The organism is Pseudomonas lactis, assembly GCF_001439845.1.
Taxonomy (GTDB): domain Bacteria; phylum Pseudomonadota; class Gammaproteobacteria; order Pseudomonadales; family Pseudomonadaceae; genus Aquipseudomonas; species Aquipseudomonas lactis.
In genome coordinates this window covers 249124-267501 of sequence record NZ_JYLO01000011.1, presented here as the reverse complement: position 1 = coordinate 267501, position 18378 = coordinate 249124, and the positions used below count along the sequence as shown (strand labels likewise).

Sequence of the window (18378 nt, the reverse complement as noted above, 5' to 3'; positions counted from 1 at the left end):
ATGCCGGCCTTTCCCCCATCGTCGCCGGAACAGCCGTGAGCAAAGAACCCGATCGCCTATTCGCCCAGCCCCTGCCCCAGGTGCCGGACTTCGCCTTTAACGAGGATGTGGTGCGGGTGTTCCCGGACATGATCAAGCGCTCGGTGCCGGGTTACCCCACTATCGTCGAAAACCTCGGCGTGCTGGCCGCGCAATTTGCCCAACCGGGTAGCGTGCTGTATGACCTGGGCTCTTCCCTGGGCGCCGTGACCCAAGCCCTGCGTCGCCATGTACGCACCGAGGGTTGCCGGGTGATCGCCGTGGATAACTCCGCCGCGATGGTCGAGCGCTGCCGCGAATACCTCAATGGCCAGGACTCGATGTTCCAGGAGTTGCTGCCCGTGGAGGTGATCGAGGGCGATATCCTCGCCCTGCAATTCAAGCCCGCCTCGGTGGTGGCCCTGAACTTCACCCTGCAATTTATCGCCCCAAAGGAGCGCCTGGCGTTGCTGGGGCGCATTCGCCAGGCGCTGCTGCCGGGCGGGGCGTTGATCCTCTCGGAAAAGCTGCGCTTTAACGATGTTGAAGAGCACGCGCTGCTGACCGACCTGCATATCGCCTTCAAACGCGCCAACGGCTACAGCGAACTGGAAATCGCCCAGAAGCGCAGCGCCATCGAAAACGTCATGAAGCCCGACAGCCTCGAAGAACACCGCGAACGCCTGCTGGCGGCCGGGTTCTCGAAAGTCGTGCCGTGGTTCCAGTGTCTTAACTTTGCCTCGTTGATTGCCTTGCCATGATTGATTTGTCCCCCCTCGCCCGCCACTTGGTCGGCACCCCCCTGGCCGTCTGGGCCCAGGGCCTGCAAGCGCAGCTCGATAGCAAGATGGAAAAAGGCCACGGCGACCTGGAGCGCTGGCAGAGTGCGTTGGATGCACTGCCGAAGATCCAGCCCAGTGAAGTCGACCTGCTCAACGGCCTGGTGCTGGACACCGATTGCGACGACGCCACCCGTGAGCAAATGCACACCGCCTTGATGGGCCTGAGCCCCTGGCGCAAAGGCCCGTTCCATCTGTTCGGCGTGCATGTGGACACCGAGTGGCGTTCGGACTGGAAGTGGTCGCGGGTCGCGCCGCACCTGAACCTCCAAGGCAAGCGCATCCTCGACGTGGGTTGCGGCAACGGCTACTACATGTGGCGCATGCTCGGCGCCGGGGCCGACAGCGTGATTGGCGTGGACCCCAACTGGCTGTTCTTCTGCCAGTTCCAGGCAGTGCAGCGCTACTTGTCCGAGCCCAAGGCCTGGCACCTGCCGTTCCCGTTCGAAGACTTGCCGGCGAACCTGGAAGGCTTTGACACCGTATTTTCCATGGGCGTGTTCTACCACCGCCGCTCGCCCATCGAGCATTTGCTGGCGTTGAAAGACACCCTGGTCAAGGGCGGCGAGCTGGTGTTGGAAACATTGGTGGTGGAGGGCGATCAACAGCAAGTGCTGGTGCCGGAAGACCGTTACGCCCAGATGCGCAACGTGTGGTTCCTGCCGTCGGTGCCGGCGTTGATGCTATGGCTGCGCCGCGCCGGTTTCAGTGATGTGCGGTGCGTGGATGTGAGCGTGACCACGGTTGAGGAACAGCGTGGGACGCAGTGGATGAAGTATCAGTCGCTGAGTGATTTTCTGGATCCTGAGGATCACAGCAAGACCATTGAAGGGCTGCCGGCGCCGATGCGGGCGGTGATCATCGCTCGCAAATGAAACCACTATGATCGTTCCCACGCTCTGCGTGGGAATGCCTCTTGTGACGCTCAGCGTCACGCTTTGGGACGCAGAGCGTCCTGTGCTGCGTTCCCACGCAGAGCGTGGGAACGATCATCACGGTTTAGCTCGTCGGGCTTTGAAGAACTCGCTCAAGACAGCCCCACACTCCTCGGCCAATACCCCGCCTTCAAACAACACCCGATGGTTAAGAAAACCCTGGGTAAAAAACTGCCCCTGGCTTTGCACGATGCCCGCCTTCGGCTCCAGCGCGCCATACACCACCCGCGCAATCCGCGAATGCACGATCAAACCCGCGCACATGCTGCACGGTTCCAGCGTCACGTACAGCGTGCTGCCCACCAGCCGATAGTTGCTGATCGCTTGCGCAGCGGCGCGGATCGCGACCATTTCGGCATGGGCGCTGGGGTCGTTGCCGCTGATGGGGCAGTTGAACCCGCGGCCGATGATTTCACCGTCCTGCACCAGCACGGCACCCACCGGCACTTCGCCCAATGCAGCGCCTTGAGCGGCGAGCGCCAGGGCTTCGCGCATAAAGTCCTGGTCGCGGCTGCGGTCGATAATCGCGGCGGGGCGAATCTGGCGCATCACGCCACCTCGATGGCGGCCATCAGGCCGGTTTCCATGTGGTCGATCACATGGCAATGGAACATCCACACCCCGGGGTTATCCGCCACCAAGGCCACGCGGGCGCGTTCGTTCTTGCCCAGCAGGTAGGTGTCGGTGAAATACGGGATCACCTTGTGGCGGTTGGACGCGAGCACCTTGAAGCTCATGCCGTGCAGGTGGATCGGGTGCTGGTACTGGGTCATGTTCTTCAATTCGAAAATGTAGCTCTTGCCCTTTTCCAGCTTGGCAATCGGGCGGTCGGCGCAGGTCTTGTCGGTGATGTCCCAGGCCTGGCCGTTGATCTGCCACAGGCTCGGCGGCTTGCCGTTTTCGACATTGACCGACACCGAGCCGACCCATTCGAAATTAAAGTTGAGCTTCTCGGCATTGGCCAAGTCTGGCTCGGCAACCGGGTTGGCCGGCAATGCCGGCGGCCATGCGGTAGGCGCGTCGGTATTGGCGACCGAGCGGAAGGTGCCAAGGCGCACCGGGCCGTTGCGCAGCGACAGCTCTTCGCCCGCCGGCGGCGCCTTGATCGCCAGGCAAATGCGCATGCCCGGGCCCAGCCAATATTCCTTGCCCAGCGGGCGCGGCTCGATGGGGTTGCCGTCCAGGGCGTAGATCTGCGCTTCGACGCCAGGAATATTGAGACGATAAGTCAGGGTGTTATCGAGGTTGAGCAGGCGCACGCGGGTGATTTGCCCAGCCGGCAGCTCGATCACCGCCTGGGGCACGCCGTTGATGGTGGAGAGGCGCCCGGCCGTGCCGCCACGCGCTGCTTCACGGGGGATGCTGAATTCGACAAACTCGCCCTCTTCGTCGATGTGCCAGTTCTTCAGGCTCAAGGTGCGTTCGTACTTGAAGCCGGTGGGTTCGCGCTCTTCCACGATCAACGGGCCGACCAGGCCACGGCCGAGTTCTTCGCTGCTGCTGACATGGGGGTGATACCAGTAACTGCCGGCATCGGGCACGCGGAATTTGTAGTCGAAGTATTCGCCAGGCAGCACCGGTAATTGCGAGACGTAGGGCACGCCGTCCATTTCCAGCGGCAGGCGGATGCCGTGCCAGTGGATCGTAGTGGCGACTGGCAGATGATTGATAAAGCGCACCCGCAGCCATTCGCCCTGGCGCACCCGCAACTCGGTGCCTGGCGCCGAAGGGCCGAACGCCCAGGCCTGAGTCTTGTGCCCCGGCACCAACTCTACGTCCAGGGGCGCGGCGATCAACTCGTAATCGTGCCCGGCCTCGGACTCAGCGACTTTCCCCAGCCAGTAGCGGTAGCCACCGCCGGCACCGACGCCTACTACGGCCAGGCCAGCAAGACCACCCAGGATTTGTCGACGGGAAAAGGATCGGGACACAACAACCTCGCGTATCTGCCGCAGGCCAAGGGCCCGCAAAGGGCTGATACGATACACCTGCGTCGGCTAAACAGTAAGGCTTCGCATTGCCGCATGCCAAAAACACGACGGCTCATCCTGTGGGAGCTGGCTTGCCTGCGATCGCGGTGGGCCTGCTACGAATGCGTCAACTGACACTCCGCTATCGCAGGCAAGCCAGCTCCCACATTGATCTTCATTGTTTATTAATGTTTGGCAGCGGCCAGGATCAGGGCTTTCATCTCGGCCACCGCGCCTTTGAAACCGACGAACAACGCGTGGGCCACCAGGGCATGGCCGATGTTCAGCTCGTTGATACCTTTGATTGCGGCCACGGCCTCGACGTTGTGGTAATGCAAGCCATGGCCGGCATTGACGATCAAGCCTTCGTTGAGCCCGCAGTTCACGCCGTCGATGATGCGTTGCAGTTCGTCGGCCACTTCGGTCGGCGTGGTGGCATCGGCGTAGCGACCGGTGTGCAGTTCGATGGCCGGCGCACCCACACGGCGGGAGGCTTCGATCTGGCGTTCGTCGGCGTCGATAAACAGCGAGACTTCACTGCCGATCCGCGACAGGCGCTCCACCGCGGCCTTGATCCGCGCTTCCTGGCCCGCGACGTCGAGGCCGCCTTCGGTGGTCAACTCCTGGCGGGTTTCCGGTACCAGGCAGATATGCGCCGGGCGGATGCGCTCGGCGAACGCCATCATTTCTTCAGTGACGCCCATTTCGAAGTTCATGCGGGTTTGCAGCACGTCCTTGAGCAGCAGCACGTCGCGCTCCTGGATGTGGCGGCGGTCTTCGCGCAGGTGCACGGTGATGCCGTCGGCACCCGCTTCTTCGGCGTCCAGCGCGGCCTTGACCGGGTCAGGGTAACGGGTGCCCCGGGCCTGGCGCAGGGTGGCGACGTGGTCGATGTTGACGCCAAGAAGAATGCGATTGCTGGTGGTCACGGAAGCGCTCCTGAAAAGGGAAAGAATCGGTGCACAGCATACACGGGGATGTCAGGGCTTTCGAAACAACTCGCGACTGACCAGTGGCCGCCCGCCCAGATGCACGGCCAGGGCCTGGCGCATCAGGCGCTTGGCAGCAGACAGCGCACCGGGAGCGTGCCAGTCGGCTTCGCTCATGGCCAGCAGTTCGGTGCCCTGAAACAGGCCGGGCTGCAGCAGGTACACACGTTCAAGCCCGGCATCGACCTGCAGGCGATACATGCCATCGGCGGCGATGGGCTCGCCGTGCAGGTCGTTGGCCAGTTCGAAGCCGTAGCCAAGGTCGTCGAGCAAGCGCCATTCGAAGGCGCGTAGCAGCGGTTCCAGGGGGCGGCCCTCAGCGAGGGCAAGCAAGGTGGCAGCGTAGTGATCGAAGACCGCGGGGTGCGGGTCTTCGGCGGGCAACAGGCGAATCAGCAGTTCATTGAGGTAAAGGCCGCTGAACAGCGCATCGCCATTCAGCCAGGCCGAGGTGCCGACGCTTTCCAGGCGGCCGACGTTTTTCAGCTCGCCCTTGCCGCGAAACTCCACGTCCAGCGCCACGAACGGCCGCGCCAACGTGCCCGCCTTACCGCGCGCGCTGCGCAAGACGGCGCGCAGGCGGCCTTGGGGCGTGAGGAAGTCCACCAGCGCGCTGGTTTCGCGGTAGGCGCGGCTGTGCAGGACGTAGGCGGGTTGGCTGGGGGGGGAGGCGGACATGAGGCTCTCTCGCAGAACGTGAAACAGCGTCGATCCAATGTGGGAGCGGGCTTGCCCGCGATGGCGGCGTCACAGTCAACATCTCTGCTGAATGTTACATCCTCATCGCGGGCAAGCCCGCTCCCACAAGGTTTTGCAGTGTGTTCGAGACCCGTTACAGGTCGCCATAGCCCAGGGAGCGCAACGCACGCTCATCATCGGACCAGCCACCCTTAACCTTCACCCACAGGTTGAGCATGATCTTGGAGTCGAACAGCAGCTCCATGTCCTTGCGCGCTTCGGTACCGATACGCTTGATACGCTCGCCCTTGTCGCCAATGATGATTTTCTTCTGGCCGTCACGTTCGACGAGGATCAGCGCATGGATATGCAAGGTCTTGCCCTGCTGCTTGAACTCTTCGATTTCGACGGTGATCTGGTACGGCAGCTCGGCGCCCATCTGGCGCATGATTTTCTCGCGGACCAGTTCGGCGGCAAGGAAGCGGCTGCTGCGGTCGGTGATCTGGTCTTCCGGGAAGAAGTGCTCGTTCTCCGGCAGGTGCTCGGCGATCACGCGCTCCAGGGCTTCCAGGTTATGACCGTGCTGGGCCGAGATCGGGATGATCTGGGCGTTCGGCAGTTGCTCCTGCAGCCAGCTCAGGTGTGGCATCAGCTCGGCTTTGTCTTCGATACGGTCGGTCTTGTTCAGCGCGACGATCAACGGGCCGGTCACGTATTGCACACGCTCGAGGACCATCTGGTCTTCGTCGGTCCACTTGGTGCGGTCGACTACAAAGATCACCACGTCGACGTCTTTCAACGCGGCCGAGGCGGTCTTGTTCATGTAGCGGTTCAGGGCTTTCTCGCCACCTTTGTGCATACCTGGGGTATCGACATACACCGCTTGCACGTGGCCTTCGGTCTTGATGCCCAGCATGTTGTGGCGGGTGGTCTGGGGCTTGCGCGAGGTGATCGCGAGCTTCTGGCCGAGAATGTGGTTGAGCAGCGTGGACTTGCCCACGTTCGGGCGGCCGACGATGGCAACATAGCCACAGCGTGTTGCGGTTGAATCAGTCATGGCCATTCTCCACGCCCAGGGCAATCAGTGCTGCAGCGGCCGCTACCTGTTCGGCAATACGACGGCTCACACCCTGACCTCGGCTTTTTTCGTTCAATAAGGTGATTTCACATTCCACGAAGAACACCCGGCAATGGGGCTCGCCCTGGATATCCACCACTTCGTAGCGTGGCAGTTCGCAACCGCGGGACTGCAAGTACTCTTGCAGGCGGGTCTTGGGATCCTTGTTGGTATCGACCAGCGTCAGGCTTTCGATTTCCGAGGCCAGCCAGGCGACCACGCGCTCCTTGGCCGTCTCCATGCCTGCATCAAGGTAGATCGCACCGATCAAGGCTTCCAGGGCATCAGCCAGGATTGACTCGCGACGGAAACCGCCGCTTTTCAACTCGCCGGAACCCAGCCGCAGGTACTCGCCCAGGCCGAAGCCTCGGGCCAGCACGGCCAGGGTCTCGCCTTTTACAAGGCGTGCGCGCAGGCGTGAAAGCTGGCCTTCTCGCGCTTGGGGGAAACGCTCGAACAGCGCCTCGCCGGCGGCGAAATTGAGGATAGCGTCACCGAGGAATTCCAGGCGCTCGTTATTGCGCCCTGCAAAGCTGCGGTGTGTGAGGGCAAGGACCATCAATTCCTGGTCCTTGAAGGTGTAGCCGAGCTGACGCTCGAGACGACTTAGAGAAACGGTCACGGTTTATCCATATCTAGTTGATGGCACCGGCGGCCATCGACGATTGACGCAGTGTTCAAATTCAAATCCTGATGGGTACCGGGCATCGGAAAATGTCCAAGCCCCAGAAAAGCATTCGGCGCTGTGTTCACAGCGCCGCTTGTATTACTTGATCAGCCCGACCCGCGAGAAGTTCGGCAGGTGGCTGAGCTTGGGTTCCGGCCAACTCATCCAGACCGCGAAGGCTTTGCCGACAATGTTCTCGTCGGGCACCATGCCCAGCAGGTCTTTGGGAATGTTGGGGTCATCCCAGTAGCGGCTGTCGTTGGAGTTGTCGCGGTTGTCGCCCATCATGAAGTAGTGCCCGGCAGGCACTTTCCACTGGCCATCCGGCATCGCACGGTAGCGGCTCATTTCCTTGCGGATTTGGTGCTCCACCGCGCCGAGTTTTTCCTGGTACAGCTCGGCGCTGCCCAGGGTGTTCGGCTCGGCGCCCAGCAGCTTCTCGGCCACCGACTCACCGTTGATGAACAGGCGCTTGTCACTGGTGTAGCGCACCACGTCGCCCGGCAGGCCGACCACACGCTTGATGTAGTTGACGTTCGGGTCGCTTGGGTAGCGGAACACCATCACATCGCCGCGCTGCGGGTCACCCACGGGGATGACTTTCTTGTCGATCACCGGCAGACGAATGCCGTAGGAAAACTTGTTCACCAGGATGAAGTCGCCCACGTCCAGGGTCGGTTTCATCGACCCCGAAGGGATCTGGAACGGCTCTACCAGAAACGAGCGCAGCACCAGCACGATGAACAACACCGGAAAGAACGACTTGCCGTACTCAACCAGCAAGGGCTCTTTGTTCAGCTTTTCGACCACCACCGCATCGGGCTGGCTGACGCTACCCTGATAGGAAGCGATGGCCGCCCGACGTCGCGGGGCGAAGAACACCAGATCGAGCAACGCCAGGAGACCACAGACGGCAACGGCAATGACCAGCAACAGCGGGAAATTTAGTGACATAGGACCTAACTATCCAACCTGAGCACCGCAAGGAAGGCTTCTTGTGGAACTTCCACGTTGCCTACTTGCTTCATGCGTTTTTTACCGGCCTTTTGCTTCTCAAGCAGCTTGCGCTTACGGCTTACGTCACCGCCGTAGCATTTGGCCAGTACGTTCTTTCTGAGAGCCTTGACGGAGGTCCGTGCAATGATCTGCCCGCCAATGGCGGCCTGGATCGCGACGTCGAACATCTGGCGCGGAATCAGTTCTTTCATCTTCTCGGTCAGTTGGCGACCTTTGTAGTGCGCGTTGTCCTTGTGCACGATCAGTGCCAAGGCATCTACCTTGTCGCCGTTGATCAGCACATCCAGTTTCACCAGATTAGCCGATTGGTAACGATCGAAATGGTAGTCCAGCGAAGCATAGCCGCGACTGGTGGACTTGAGACGGTCGAAGAAGTCCAGGACCACTTCGTTCATCGGCATATCGTAGGTCACTTGTACCTGGGTACCGAGAAACAGCATGTCGCGCTGCACGCCACGCTTTTCGATGCACAGGGTAATGACGTTGCCCAAGTGTTCCTGCGGTACCAGGATATTGGCCCGCACGATCGGCTCGCGCATGTCTTCAATGGCCGACAGGTCCGGGAGCTTGGAGGGGTTGTCGACGTAAATCGTTTCACCGGTTTTGAGCAGCAACTCGAAAATAACGGTGGGTGCGGTGGTGATCAGGTCCAGGTCGTATTCGCGCTCAAGGCGCTCCTGGATGATCTCCATGTGCAGCATGCCCAGGAACCCGCAACGGAAACCGAAGCCCAGAGCGTCGGAGCTTTCCGGGGTGTACTGCAACGACGAGTCGTTGAGGGTCAGTTTTTGCAGGGCTTCGCGGAAATCTTCGAAGTCATCGGAGCTGACCGGGAACAGGCCGGCGTAGACCTGTGGCTGGATGCGCTTGAAGCCGGGCAGCACGTCGACGTCTGGCGTGGAGCTCAGGGTCAGGGTATCACCCACTGGCGCACCGTGAATGTCCTTGATACCGGCGATGATGAAGCCTACTTCACCGGCTTTCAGATCAACGGTGGCAGTGTGCTTGGGGTTGAATACACCGACGCTGTCCACCAGGTGGATCTTGCCGGTGGACTTGACCAGGATCTTGTCGCCCTTCTTCACACGGCCATGGCGCACGCGTACCAGGGAAACAACGCCCAGGTAGTTGTCGAACCAGGAGTCGATGATCAACGCTTGCAGCGGATCTTCGTAGTTGCCGGTCGGCGCGGGAATGGTGTGCACCAGGCGTTCGAGCACTTCGTCGACACCCAGGCCGGTCTTGGCGCTGCAGGTGACGGCGTCGGTAGCGTCGATGCCGATGATCTTCTCGATCTCTTCCTTGACGCGCTCAGGCTCGGCCTGGGGCAGGTCGATCTTGTTGAGCACGGGCATGACTTCCAGGCCCTGCTCGATCGCGGTGTAGCAGTTGGCAACCGACTGCGCCTCGACGCCCTGGCCGGCATCGACCACCAGCAACGCACCTTCACAGGCCGCCAGCGAACGGCTGACTTCGTAGGTGAAGTCAACGTGGCCTGGGGTGTCAATGAAGTTCAGTTGGTAAGTGATGCCGTCTTTGGCCTTGTAGTACAGCGTGACGCTGTGGGCCTTGATGGTGATCCCGCGCTCGCGTTCGAGGTCCATGGAATCCAGTACCTGGGCTTCCATTTCACGCTCGGCAAGGCCGCCGCACATCTGGATAAATCGATCGGCCAGCGTCGACTTGCCATGGTCAATGTGGGCGATGATGGAGAAATTGCGGATATGACTCAAATCACTCACGGATCAACACTCAAAAAGGCTGCAGGCAGATTGCCCGCTGAAAAATAGCCGGGAATTGTACCTGATGCTCAGGCCAGACGTCATCTTTGCTGACCAATACAAAAAAGCCCCGTTTCCACGGGGCTTATTACTGTAGGAGCGAGCTTGCTCGCGAAAATCGCCAACGATAACGCGCTTATCCTGGATAAACGCGGCGTTTCGTAGATTTTCGCGAGCAAGCTCGCTCCTACAGGGAGGGGCATTATGCAAGCGGCTTCAACCGGCCCGACGCAGCAGCCAGAACCCGGCCACAGCACAAATAGCTGTTGGCACCAGTACCGCAAACAGCGGCGAAAAACCGAATACCAGGCTCGACGGCCCCAGCAAGTCCTGGGCGATGCGGAAGGTGAAACCCACCAGCACACCGGTAAATACCCGCTGGCCCAGGGTCACGGAACGCAACGGCCCGAAAATGAAGGAGATCGCCATCAACACCAACGCAGCGGTAACCACCGGTTGCAAGACTTTCACCCAGAACGCCAGCCAGTAGCGGCCATTGTTCAAACCCTGCTCCTTGAGATAGTGGATATAGCTCCATAAACCGGAGATAGGCAGCGCTTCCGGCACCATCACCACGGTGTTGAGCAATTCCGGCTTCAGGGCGATATCCCACTGCTCAGTCGGCACATTGACCACTTCGGTGCTGGACTGGGTGCCCTGGCCCACGTTACGGAAGTGCGTGGTGGTGACGTCGCTCAGTTGCCATTGTTCGCCACTGTACTGCGCGCGCTTGGCGAAGCTGGACGACAACATGTGCCGTTCTTTGTCGAAGGTGTAGCGGGTTACCCCGATCAACAGGCCACCCGGCTGCACGGCGTTGATGTGGATGAACTCATCACCCTGGCGGTGCCACAGGCCGTGCTTGGCGCTTTGCGCATCGCCCGAACCCTGGGCCAGGGCGCGATTGGCCTGGGCGGTGGCTTCGGCCGGTGGCGCGACGTATTCACCGATCAGCACGCTGCACGCCATCAGCAGCAGCATCGGCTTCATGACCGCCCAGACGATACGGCCTATGGAAACCCCGGCGGCGCGCATGATGGTCAGTTCGCTGTTGCTGGCCAGGGTGCCCAGGCCGATCAGGCAGCCAATCAGCGCGGCCATTGGCATCATGTCGTAGAGGCGACGCGGCGCGGTCAGTGCCACGTAGCTCAGCACGTCCGTGACCGTGTAGGTATCGGTGACGTTGCCCACTTCATCAATGAAGGCGAACAGCAAGGCCAGGCCGAGAATGATGCCCAATACCGCCAGGATGGCGATCAGTACGCTAATGCCGATGTAGCGATCAAGCTTAGCCACGAGCCAACTCCTTCAGGCCACGACGGCTCTTCATTTTCAAACGGATAGGTTCCCAATAGAGCAGCCCCAGGCCGATCATCAGGAAAACCCCGTGTACCCACCACAGGCCCAGGGCCGGCGGCAACTTGCCCTTCTCTAGGGAACCACGGGCGGAAATCAGGATGGTCAGGTAGGCCATGTACAGCAGGATCGCCGGCAGCAACTTGAGGAAGCGCCCCTGGCGCGGGTTGACGCGCGACAGCGGCACGGCCATCAGGGTCACGATAAATACCAGCAACGGCAGGGAAAGGCGCCATTGCAGCTCGGCGATGGAGCGCAATTCCGGGCTGCCGAAGAGCGATGAGGTGGGCAGCGCGTCGCGGTCGGTCACCTCGTCACTGATCTCGGCCTTGGGCAGCATGACGCCATAGGTGTCGTACTTGATGGCGCGATAGTCCGCCAGGCCAGGGCTGCCGTCGTAGCGGTAGCCGTTTTCCAGGATCAGGTAGCGGTTGCCATCGGGGCGGATTTCCTGGCGTCCGCTGTCGGCCACCAGAATGGTAATGCCACGGTCTTTCTGGTTCTGGCCGAGGTTCTTCTGGGAAATGAACACGCCGCCCAGGTTGGAGCGGTCGTCAGTCATGGTTTCGGTGTAGGTCACTCGCGAGCCGTCGCTGAGCGCCTGGAAGCGACCGGGTTCAAGGGTGTCGAACTCAGTCATCGCATCCTGCTTGTTCAGCAGCAACTGGAATTGCATGGCCCCCTGGGGCGCCAGGCTCATGCTCAACCAGGCCACCACCAGGGCAACACCGGCGGCAGGCACCATGGTCATGGCCAGCAGGCGCTGCTGGCTCATGCCGGTGGCCGACAGCACAGTCATCTCACTTTCCAGGTACAGCCGGCCATAGGCCAGCAATATGCCGAGGAACAGTCCCAGCGGCAGGATCAACTGGAGCATGCCGGGCATCCGGTAGCCCATGATCAGGAACAGTGAGCCCGGATCCAGGGCGCCAGCGGCGGCTTGGGCCAGGAACTTGACGAAACGACCACTCATGATGATGACCAGCAACACCGCACTCACGGCACTCAGGGTCAACAGGACTTCGCGGGACAGATAACGGAAGACAATCAAACCAGACACTCCAGGGTTGTCAGGCTAAGGCGGCCAAACAAGCAAGCATACCGAGTCGACCCGTTTACCACGGGCCGGCTAAAAAGATGGCGCATTATCCTGTGATTGACCGCGCCTGTCACGGAGCTTACTCATGCGCACGCACAAAGCGTGCGCCAAGGGTTGTCAGGCTCCGCTGGCGAGGTTCAAACTGCGGCCTTTGTCGCTGGCGGTTTACAACGCTGCCGAGCTTTAAAGCCGGAGTACAAGCTCCCGGCTCACAGACCTTGATAAGGGACCCGAAAATGGAATTGGTTGTAAAAAGCGTTAGCCCCGAAACGTTGAAAACCGCCACCCTCGTGGTCGCTGTCGGCGAAGGCCGCACACTCGGCGTCGCCGCCAAGCAACTGGATGAACTGAGCGGCGGCGCTATCAGCGCCGTGCTCAAGCGCGGCGACCTGGCCGGCAAAGTCGGCCAGAGCCTGCTGCTGCAGAGCCTGCCCAACCTTAAGGCCGAGCGCGTTTTGCTGGTGGGCGTGGGCAAGGATGCCGAACTGGGCGACCGTCCGTTTCGCAAGATCGTCAGCGGCATCCTCACCACCCTCAAGGGCCTGGGCGGCAGCGATGCGGTGCTGGCACTCGATGAAATCGTGGTCAAGGGCCGCGACAGCTACGGCAAGACCCGCCTGCTGGCCGAGTCGCTGGTGGACGGCGGCTATATTTTCGACCAGTTCAAGAGCCAGAAAGCCGAACCCCGCGCCCTGAAGAAAATCACCCTGCTGACCATCAAGGCTGCCCAGGCTGAAGTCCAGCGCGCCGTCACCCACGCCCAGGCCATCGCTAACGGCATGTCGTTCACTCGCGACCTGGGCAACCTGCCGCCGAACATCTGCCACCCGACATTCCTGGGCGAACAGGCCAAGGCACTGGGCAAAGAGTTCAAGGGCTTGAAGGTTGAAGTGCTGGACGAGAAGAAAATCAAGGACCTGGGCATGGGCTCGTTCTATGCCGTGGGCCAGGGCAGCGACCAGCCGCCACGCCTGATCGTGATGCAATACAACGGCGGCAAGAAGTCCGAGAAACCTTACGCCCTGGTAGGTAAAGGCATCACCTTCGACACCGGCGGCATCAGCCTCAAGCCGGGTGCCGGCATGGACGAGATGAAGTACGACATGGGCGGCGCCGCCAGCGTGTTCGGCACCCTGCGTGCGGTGCTTGAGCTCAAGCTGCCGATCAACCTGGTGTGCATTTTGGCCTGTGCCGAGAATATGCCGAGCGGCGGCGCGGCTCGCCCAGGCGATATCGTCACCACCATGAGCGGCCAGACTGTGGAGATCCTCAACACCGACGCCGAAGGCCGCCTGGTGCTGTGCGACGCACTGACCTACGCCGAGCGCTTCAAGCCCCAGGCCGTGATCGACATCGCCACTCTGACCGGTGCCTGCATCGTGGCCCTGGGCTCCCACACCTCAGGCCTGCTGGGCAACAACGACGAACTGATCGAGCAACTGCTCAGCGCCGGCAAGGCCGCCGCCGACCGCGCCTGGCAACTGCCGCTGTTCGATGAGTACCAGGAACAGCTCGACAGCCCGTTCGCCGACATCGCCAACATCGGTGGCCCTAAAGCCGGCACCATCACGGCGGCCTGCTTCCTGTCGCGCTTTGCCAAGAACTTCAACTGGGCTCACCTGGACATCGCCGGCACCGCCTGGACCAGCGGCGGCAAGGACAAGGGCGCCACTGGCCGTCCGGTGCCCCTGTTGACTCAATACCTGCTGGATCGCGCCAAAGCTTAAGCGGCCCCGGCCCTTCTGTAGGAGCGAGCTTGCTCGCGAAGATCGCCTTTGATAACGCGTTCATTCTGGATGAACGCGGTGTCATCTGGTTTTTCGCGAGCAAGCTCGCTCCTACAGGGGGTAATCAGGCCAGCCCCAGGATTTCCAATGCCCCAAGTCGACTTCTATATATTGCCCAGCGCCGATCCCCTCGCGCGCCTGGACTTTGCCTGCAAACTCACCGAAAAAGCCTGGCGTATGGGCCATCGCATCTACCTGCACTGCAGCGATGCCGCCCAACGTGACGAACTTGATGCCCGTCTGTGGCGCTTCAAGGGCGAAAGCTTCGTGCCCCACGGCCACGCCGAATCCGAACCTGAAAGCCTAGTTGTGCTGGGCTTGGGAGACAACTGCGGCGATCACCATGACTTGCTGGTCAACCTCGACCTGAAAGTACCGGCCTTTGCCCAAGCGTTCGCCCGTGTGGCGGAAGTGGTGGTCGAAGACCCGGCTATTCGTCAGGCCGCGCGGGAGAGTTTCCGTTTCTACCGTGAACAGGGCTATCCTCTGCAAGATCACCGGCTACAACGACTTTGAGTACATGATGGACACTCCAAACCCGCTGAAAAAAGACGACCACCTGCTGGATGACCTGGAGTCGATCCGTCAGTTGCTGGGTGATGACAACCTGCAACCGCCGCTGCTGACCGAGACGGCCGATGGCGAGGTACAGATCCCGCTGCTGTTCGACATGGTCGGCGGCAAGCCTGCCGCGCCGGCACCTGTGGTTGCTGAACCCGCCCCAGCCGCCGAAAAAGCCCCCGATGCCCTGCTGCTGCACCTGGACAACGAACTGCGCGCCGCCGCGCAATTGATCATGCAGGATGTGATCGACGACTTTGCGCCGCATATCGAAGCCGAGATCAAGCGTCGGATGGATGCGCGGATGGAGCGGTTGCTCAGCCAATACCAGAACTGAAAGTCCCCCCCCATCCTTGTGGGAGCTGGCTTGCCTGCGATGGCGGCGCATCAGTCGCCGAAGATGCTGACTGAGACACCGCCATCGCAGGCAAGCCAGCTCCCACATTAATTCTGCATCGGTCTTAAACCGTCTTCACCTCGCCCTCGCCCCTATCCCCCGTTATACTTGCCGGCTTTCCTGAATAAACGCCAACTAGGGTCCCGCCGCGCATGGATAAGACCTACCAGCCCCACGCTATCGAAACTTCCTGGTACAACACCTGGGAGTCCGAGAACTATTTCGCCCCACAAGGTGCGGGCGACTCGTACACCATCATGATTCCGCCACCGAACGTCACTGGCAGCCTGCACATGGGCCATGGCTTCAACAATGCGATCATGGATGCGTTGATCCGCTTCCGCCGCATGCAGGGTCGCGACACCCTGTGGCAACCGGGCACCGACCACGCCGGTATCGCCACCCAGATGCTGGTGGAACGCCAACTGGAAGCCACCGGCCAGAACCGTCACGACCTGGGTCGCGAGAAATTCCTGGAGAAAGTCTGGGAATGGAAAGACCAATCCGGCGGCAATATCAGCCGTCAGATCCGTCGCCTGGGTTCGTCCGTAGACTGGAGCCGCGAGCGCTTCACCATGGACGACGGCCTGTCCGAAGCCGTAAAAGAAGCCTTCGTGCGCCTTCACGAAGACGGCCTGATCTACCGCGGCAAGCGCCTGGTCAACTGGGACACCAAGTTGCACACGGCCATTTCCGACCTCGAAGTGGAAAACCACGACGAGAAAGGCTTCCTGTGGAACCTCAAGTATCCGCTGGCCGATGGCGCCAAGACCGCCGAGGGCAACGATTACCTGATCGTTGCCACCACCCGTCCGGAAACCATGCTCGGCGATGCCGCCGTCGCCGTTAACCCGAACGACGAGCGCTACCAGGCGCTGATCGGCAAGTTCGTCGAACTGCCGTTGGTTGGCCGCCGTATCCCGATCATCGCGGACGACTATTGCGACCCTGAATTCGGCACCGGCTGCGTGAAAATCACCCCGGCCCACGATTTCAACGACTATGAAGTCGGCAAGCGCCACAACCTGCCGCTGCTGAACATCTTCGACAAAAATGCCGCCGTATTGCCGGCCTGCCAGGTGTTCAACCTGGACGGCTCGCTCAACGACAGCATCGACGGCAAGATCCCGGCCGAATATGCCGGCCTCGACCGTTTTGAAGCGCGCAAGCAGATCGTTGCCGCCTTCGACGCCGCCGGTTTGCTGGTCAGCGTCGACGACCACGGCCTCAAAGTGCCCAAGGGCGACCGCTCCGGCACCGTGATCGAGCCGTGGCTGACCGACCAGTGGTACGTGTCCACCAAGCCGCTGGCCGAGCCTGCGATTGCCGCCGTGGAAGATGGCCGCATCCAGTTCGTGCCTAAACAGTACGAAAACATGTACTTCTCGTGGATGCGCGACATCCAGGACTGGTGCATCAGCCGTCAGCTGTGGTGGGGCCACCGTATTCCGGCCTGGTACGACGAATCGGGCAAGGTCTATGTAGGCCGCGACGAAGCCGAAGTGCGCGCCAAGCACAACCTCGGCGCGGACATCGCGCTGCAACAGGACAACGACGTACTGGACACCTGGTTCAGTTCGGGCCTGTGGACCTTCTCTACTCTGGGCTGGCCGCAGCAGACCGAGTTCCTGAAGAAATTCCACTCCACCGACGTGCTGGTCACCGGCTTCGACATCATTTTCTTCTGGGTTGCCCGGATGATCATGCTCACCATGCACCTGGTGAAGAACGAAGACGGCACCCCGCAGGTACCGTTCAAGACCGTGTACGTACACGGCCTGGTACGCGACGGCCAGGGCCAGAAGATGTCCAAGTCCAAGGGCAACGTCCTGGACCCACTGGACATCATCGACGGCATCGACCTGGAAACCCTGGTGCAGAAACGCACCTCGGGCCTGATGCAGCCGAAACTGGCGAAAAAGATCGAGAAGCAGACCCGCGACGAATTCGCCGACGGCATCGCCAGCTACGGCACCGACGCCCTGCGCTTCACCTTCTGCTCGCTGGCCTCCACCGGTCGCGACATCAAGTTCGACATGGGCCGCGTCGAAGGCTATCGCAACTTCTGCAACAAGATCTGGAATGCGGCGCGCTACGTGCTGGACAAAGGCGAAGACTGCGGCCAGAACGGCGAAGCCTATGAGTTGAGCCTGGCGGATCGCTGGATCATCTCGCAGCTGCAGCGCACCGAAGCCGAAGTGACCCGCCAGCTCGACCAGTTCCGTTTCGACCTGGCCGCACAGGCCCTGTATGAGTTCATCTGGAACCAGTATTGCGACTGGTACCTGGAACTGTCCAAGCCGGTGCTGTGGGACGAAAACTCGCCGGTCGAGCGCCAGCGCGGCACCCGTCGCACCTTGGTGCGCGTGCTGGAAGTGGCGTTGCGCCTGGCGCACCCGTTCATGCCGTTCATCACCGAAGAAATCTGGCAGCGCCTGGCGCCGCTGGCCGGTATCGAAGGCAAGACCATCATGCTGCAACCTTGGCCGGTGGCCAACGAAGCGCGCATCGATGAGGCCGCCGAAAGCGATATCGAATGGCTCAAGACCCTGATGCTCGGCACGCGCAACATCCGCGCCGAGATGAACATCGGGCCGGGCAAGCCTTTGGCCGTGTTCGTCAAGAACGCCAGTGCCGAAGATCAGCGTCGCCTCAGCGAGAACGATGCACTGCTCAAGAAGCTGGCCAAGCTGGAGTCGATCACCGTATTGGCTGAAGGCGCCGAAGCACCGCTGTCCGCCACTGCGTTGGTGGGCGACATGGAAGTGCTGGTGCCAATGGCCGGACTGATCGACAAGGGTGCGGAACTTGCGCGCCTCGACAAGGAAATTGCGCGTCTGCAAGGCGAAGTGCAACGCGTGGGCGGCAAGCTGTCCAACGCGGCGTTCGTCGACAAGGCGCCGGCTGAAGTGATCGAGAAAGAACGCGCCAAGTTGGCCGAGGCAGAACAAGCCTTGGGCAAGCTGGCAGAGCAACATGCGCGGATTTCCAGCCTGTAAGGCTGGCGCCGTGTGAAAAAAGAGACCTTCGGGTCTCTTTTTTTGTCCAGCAAAACGACATCATTTCCGACTCTGAACCCTATCCCTGTGGGAGCTGGCTTGCCTGCGATAGCATCACCTCGGTCTGCCTGATACCCCCAGTCGCCTGCATCGCAGGCAAGCCAGCTC

16 protein-coding genes are annotated in these 18378 nt (G+C 61.1%); 6 read left to right on the top strand and 10 right to left on the bottom strand.

What is annotated here, in order from left to right:
• Positions 1-35 precede the first annotated feature (35 nt).
• Positions 36-779, top strand: coding sequence for a carboxy-S-adenosyl-L-methionine synthase CmoA (gene cmoA, locus TX24_RS20770; protein WP_057710993.1), 744 nt, complete (start codon positions 36-38; stop codon positions 777-779).
• The gene (gene cmoB, locus TX24_RS20765) at positions 776-1732 is read left to right on the top strand and encodes a tRNA 5-methoxyuridine(34)/uridine 5-oxyacetic acid(34) synthase CmoB (protein ID WP_057710992.1); all 957 of its coding nucleotides are present in this window, start codon (positions 776-778) and stop codon (positions 1730-1732) included. The genes cmoA and cmoB overlap by 4 nt, the downstream gene beginning before the upstream one ends.
• Before the next feature lie 117 nt (positions 1733-1849).
• Here the strand turns inward: cmoB and tadA are convergent, their stop codons facing one another.
• The 10 genes from tadA to lptF all read right to left on the bottom strand — a co-directional run bounded on the left by tadA (position 1850) and on the right by lptF (position 12418).
• On the bottom strand, positions 1850-2341 hold the full coding sequence (gene tadA, locus TX24_RS20760; RefSeq protein ID WP_003188863.1) for a tRNA adenosine(34) deaminase TadA: 492 nt from the start codon (positions 2339-2341) through the stop codon (positions 1850-1852).
• Positions 2341-3723, bottom strand: a complete 1383-nt coding sequence (locus TX24_RS20755) for a multicopper oxidase family protein (RefSeq protein WP_003188861.1) — start codon at positions 3721-3723, stop codon at positions 2341-2343. Before TX24_RS20755 ends, tadA begins: the two co-directional genes overlap by 1 nt.
• 224 nt (positions 3724-3947) lie before the next feature.
• A complete protein-coding gene (gene pdxJ, locus TX24_RS20750) occupies positions 3948-4691 on the bottom strand; it encodes a pyridoxine 5'-phosphate synthase (protein WP_003188860.1) in 744 nt (247 codons plus the stop codon).
• 51 nt (positions 4692-4742) lie between these two features.
• A complete protein-coding gene (gene recO, locus TX24_RS20745) occupies positions 4743-5429 on the bottom strand; it encodes a DNA repair protein RecO (protein WP_003188859.1) in 687 nt (228 codons plus the stop codon).
• A 154-nt stretch (positions 5430-5583) separates the two neighbouring features.
• On the bottom strand, positions 5584-6486 hold the full coding sequence (era, locus tag TX24_RS20740; protein ID WP_003188857.1) for a GTPase Era: 903 nt from the start codon (positions 6484-6486) through the stop codon (positions 5584-5586).
• The gene (gene rnc, locus TX24_RS20735; RefSeq protein ID WP_003188856.1) at positions 6479-7168 is read right to left on the bottom strand and encodes a ribonuclease III; all 690 of its coding nucleotides are present in this window, start codon (positions 7166-7168) and stop codon (positions 6479-6481) included. Before rnc ends, era begins: the two co-directional genes overlap by 8 nt.
• A gap of 144 nt (positions 7169-7312) precedes the next feature.
• Positions 7313-8167: a signal peptidase I gene (gene lepB, locus TX24_RS20730; RefSeq protein ID WP_003188855.1), complete on the bottom strand. Its 855-nt coding sequence runs from the start codon at positions 8165-8167 to the stop codon at positions 7313-7315.
• Between the two features lie 5 nt (positions 8168-8172).
• The gene (gene lepA, locus TX24_RS20725; RefSeq protein ID WP_003188853.1) at positions 8173-9972 is read right to left on the bottom strand and encodes a translation elongation factor 4; all 1800 of its coding nucleotides are present in this window, start codon (positions 9970-9972) and stop codon (positions 8173-8175) included.
• 255 nt (positions 9973-10227) lie between these two features.
• Complete coding sequence (lptG, locus tag TX24_RS20720) at positions 10228-11307, bottom strand: LPS export ABC transporter permease LptG (protein WP_003188851.1); 1080 nt, start codon at positions 11305-11307, stop codon at positions 10228-10230.
• Positions 11300-12418, bottom strand: coding sequence for an LPS export ABC transporter permease LptF (lptF, locus tag TX24_RS20715; protein ID WP_003188848.1), 1119 nt, complete (start codon positions 12416-12418; stop codon positions 11300-11302). The genes lptG and lptF overlap by 8 nt, the downstream gene beginning before the upstream one ends.
• A gap of 284 nt (positions 12419-12702) precedes the next feature.
• Here lptF and TX24_RS20710 point away from each other — a divergent pair, with 284 nt between their 5' ends.
• The 4 genes from TX24_RS20710 to TX24_RS20695 all read left to right on the top strand — a co-directional run bounded on the left by TX24_RS20710 (position 12703) and on the right by TX24_RS20695 (position 18210).
• Entirely contained in the window at positions 12703-14193 is a 1491-nt protein-coding gene (locus tag TX24_RS20710) for a leucyl aminopeptidase (protein ID WP_057710991.1), read from the top strand.
• A gap of 147 nt (positions 14194-14340) precedes the next feature.
• Complete coding sequence (locus TX24_RS20705; RefSeq protein WP_014717072.1) at positions 14341-14769, top strand: DNA polymerase III subunit chi; 429 nt, start codon at positions 14341-14343, stop codon at positions 14767-14769.
• A 7-nt stretch (positions 14770-14776) separates the two neighbouring features.
• Positions 14777-15151, top strand: coding sequence for a hypothetical protein (locus TX24_RS20700; protein WP_003188844.1), 375 nt, complete (start codon positions 14777-14779; stop codon positions 15149-15151).
• A gap of 212 nt (positions 15152-15363) precedes the next feature.
• Entirely contained in the window at positions 15364-18210 is a 2847-nt protein-coding gene (locus TX24_RS20695) for a valine--tRNA ligase (protein WP_057710990.1), read from the top strand.
• Positions 18211-18378: the final 168 nt, after the last annotated feature.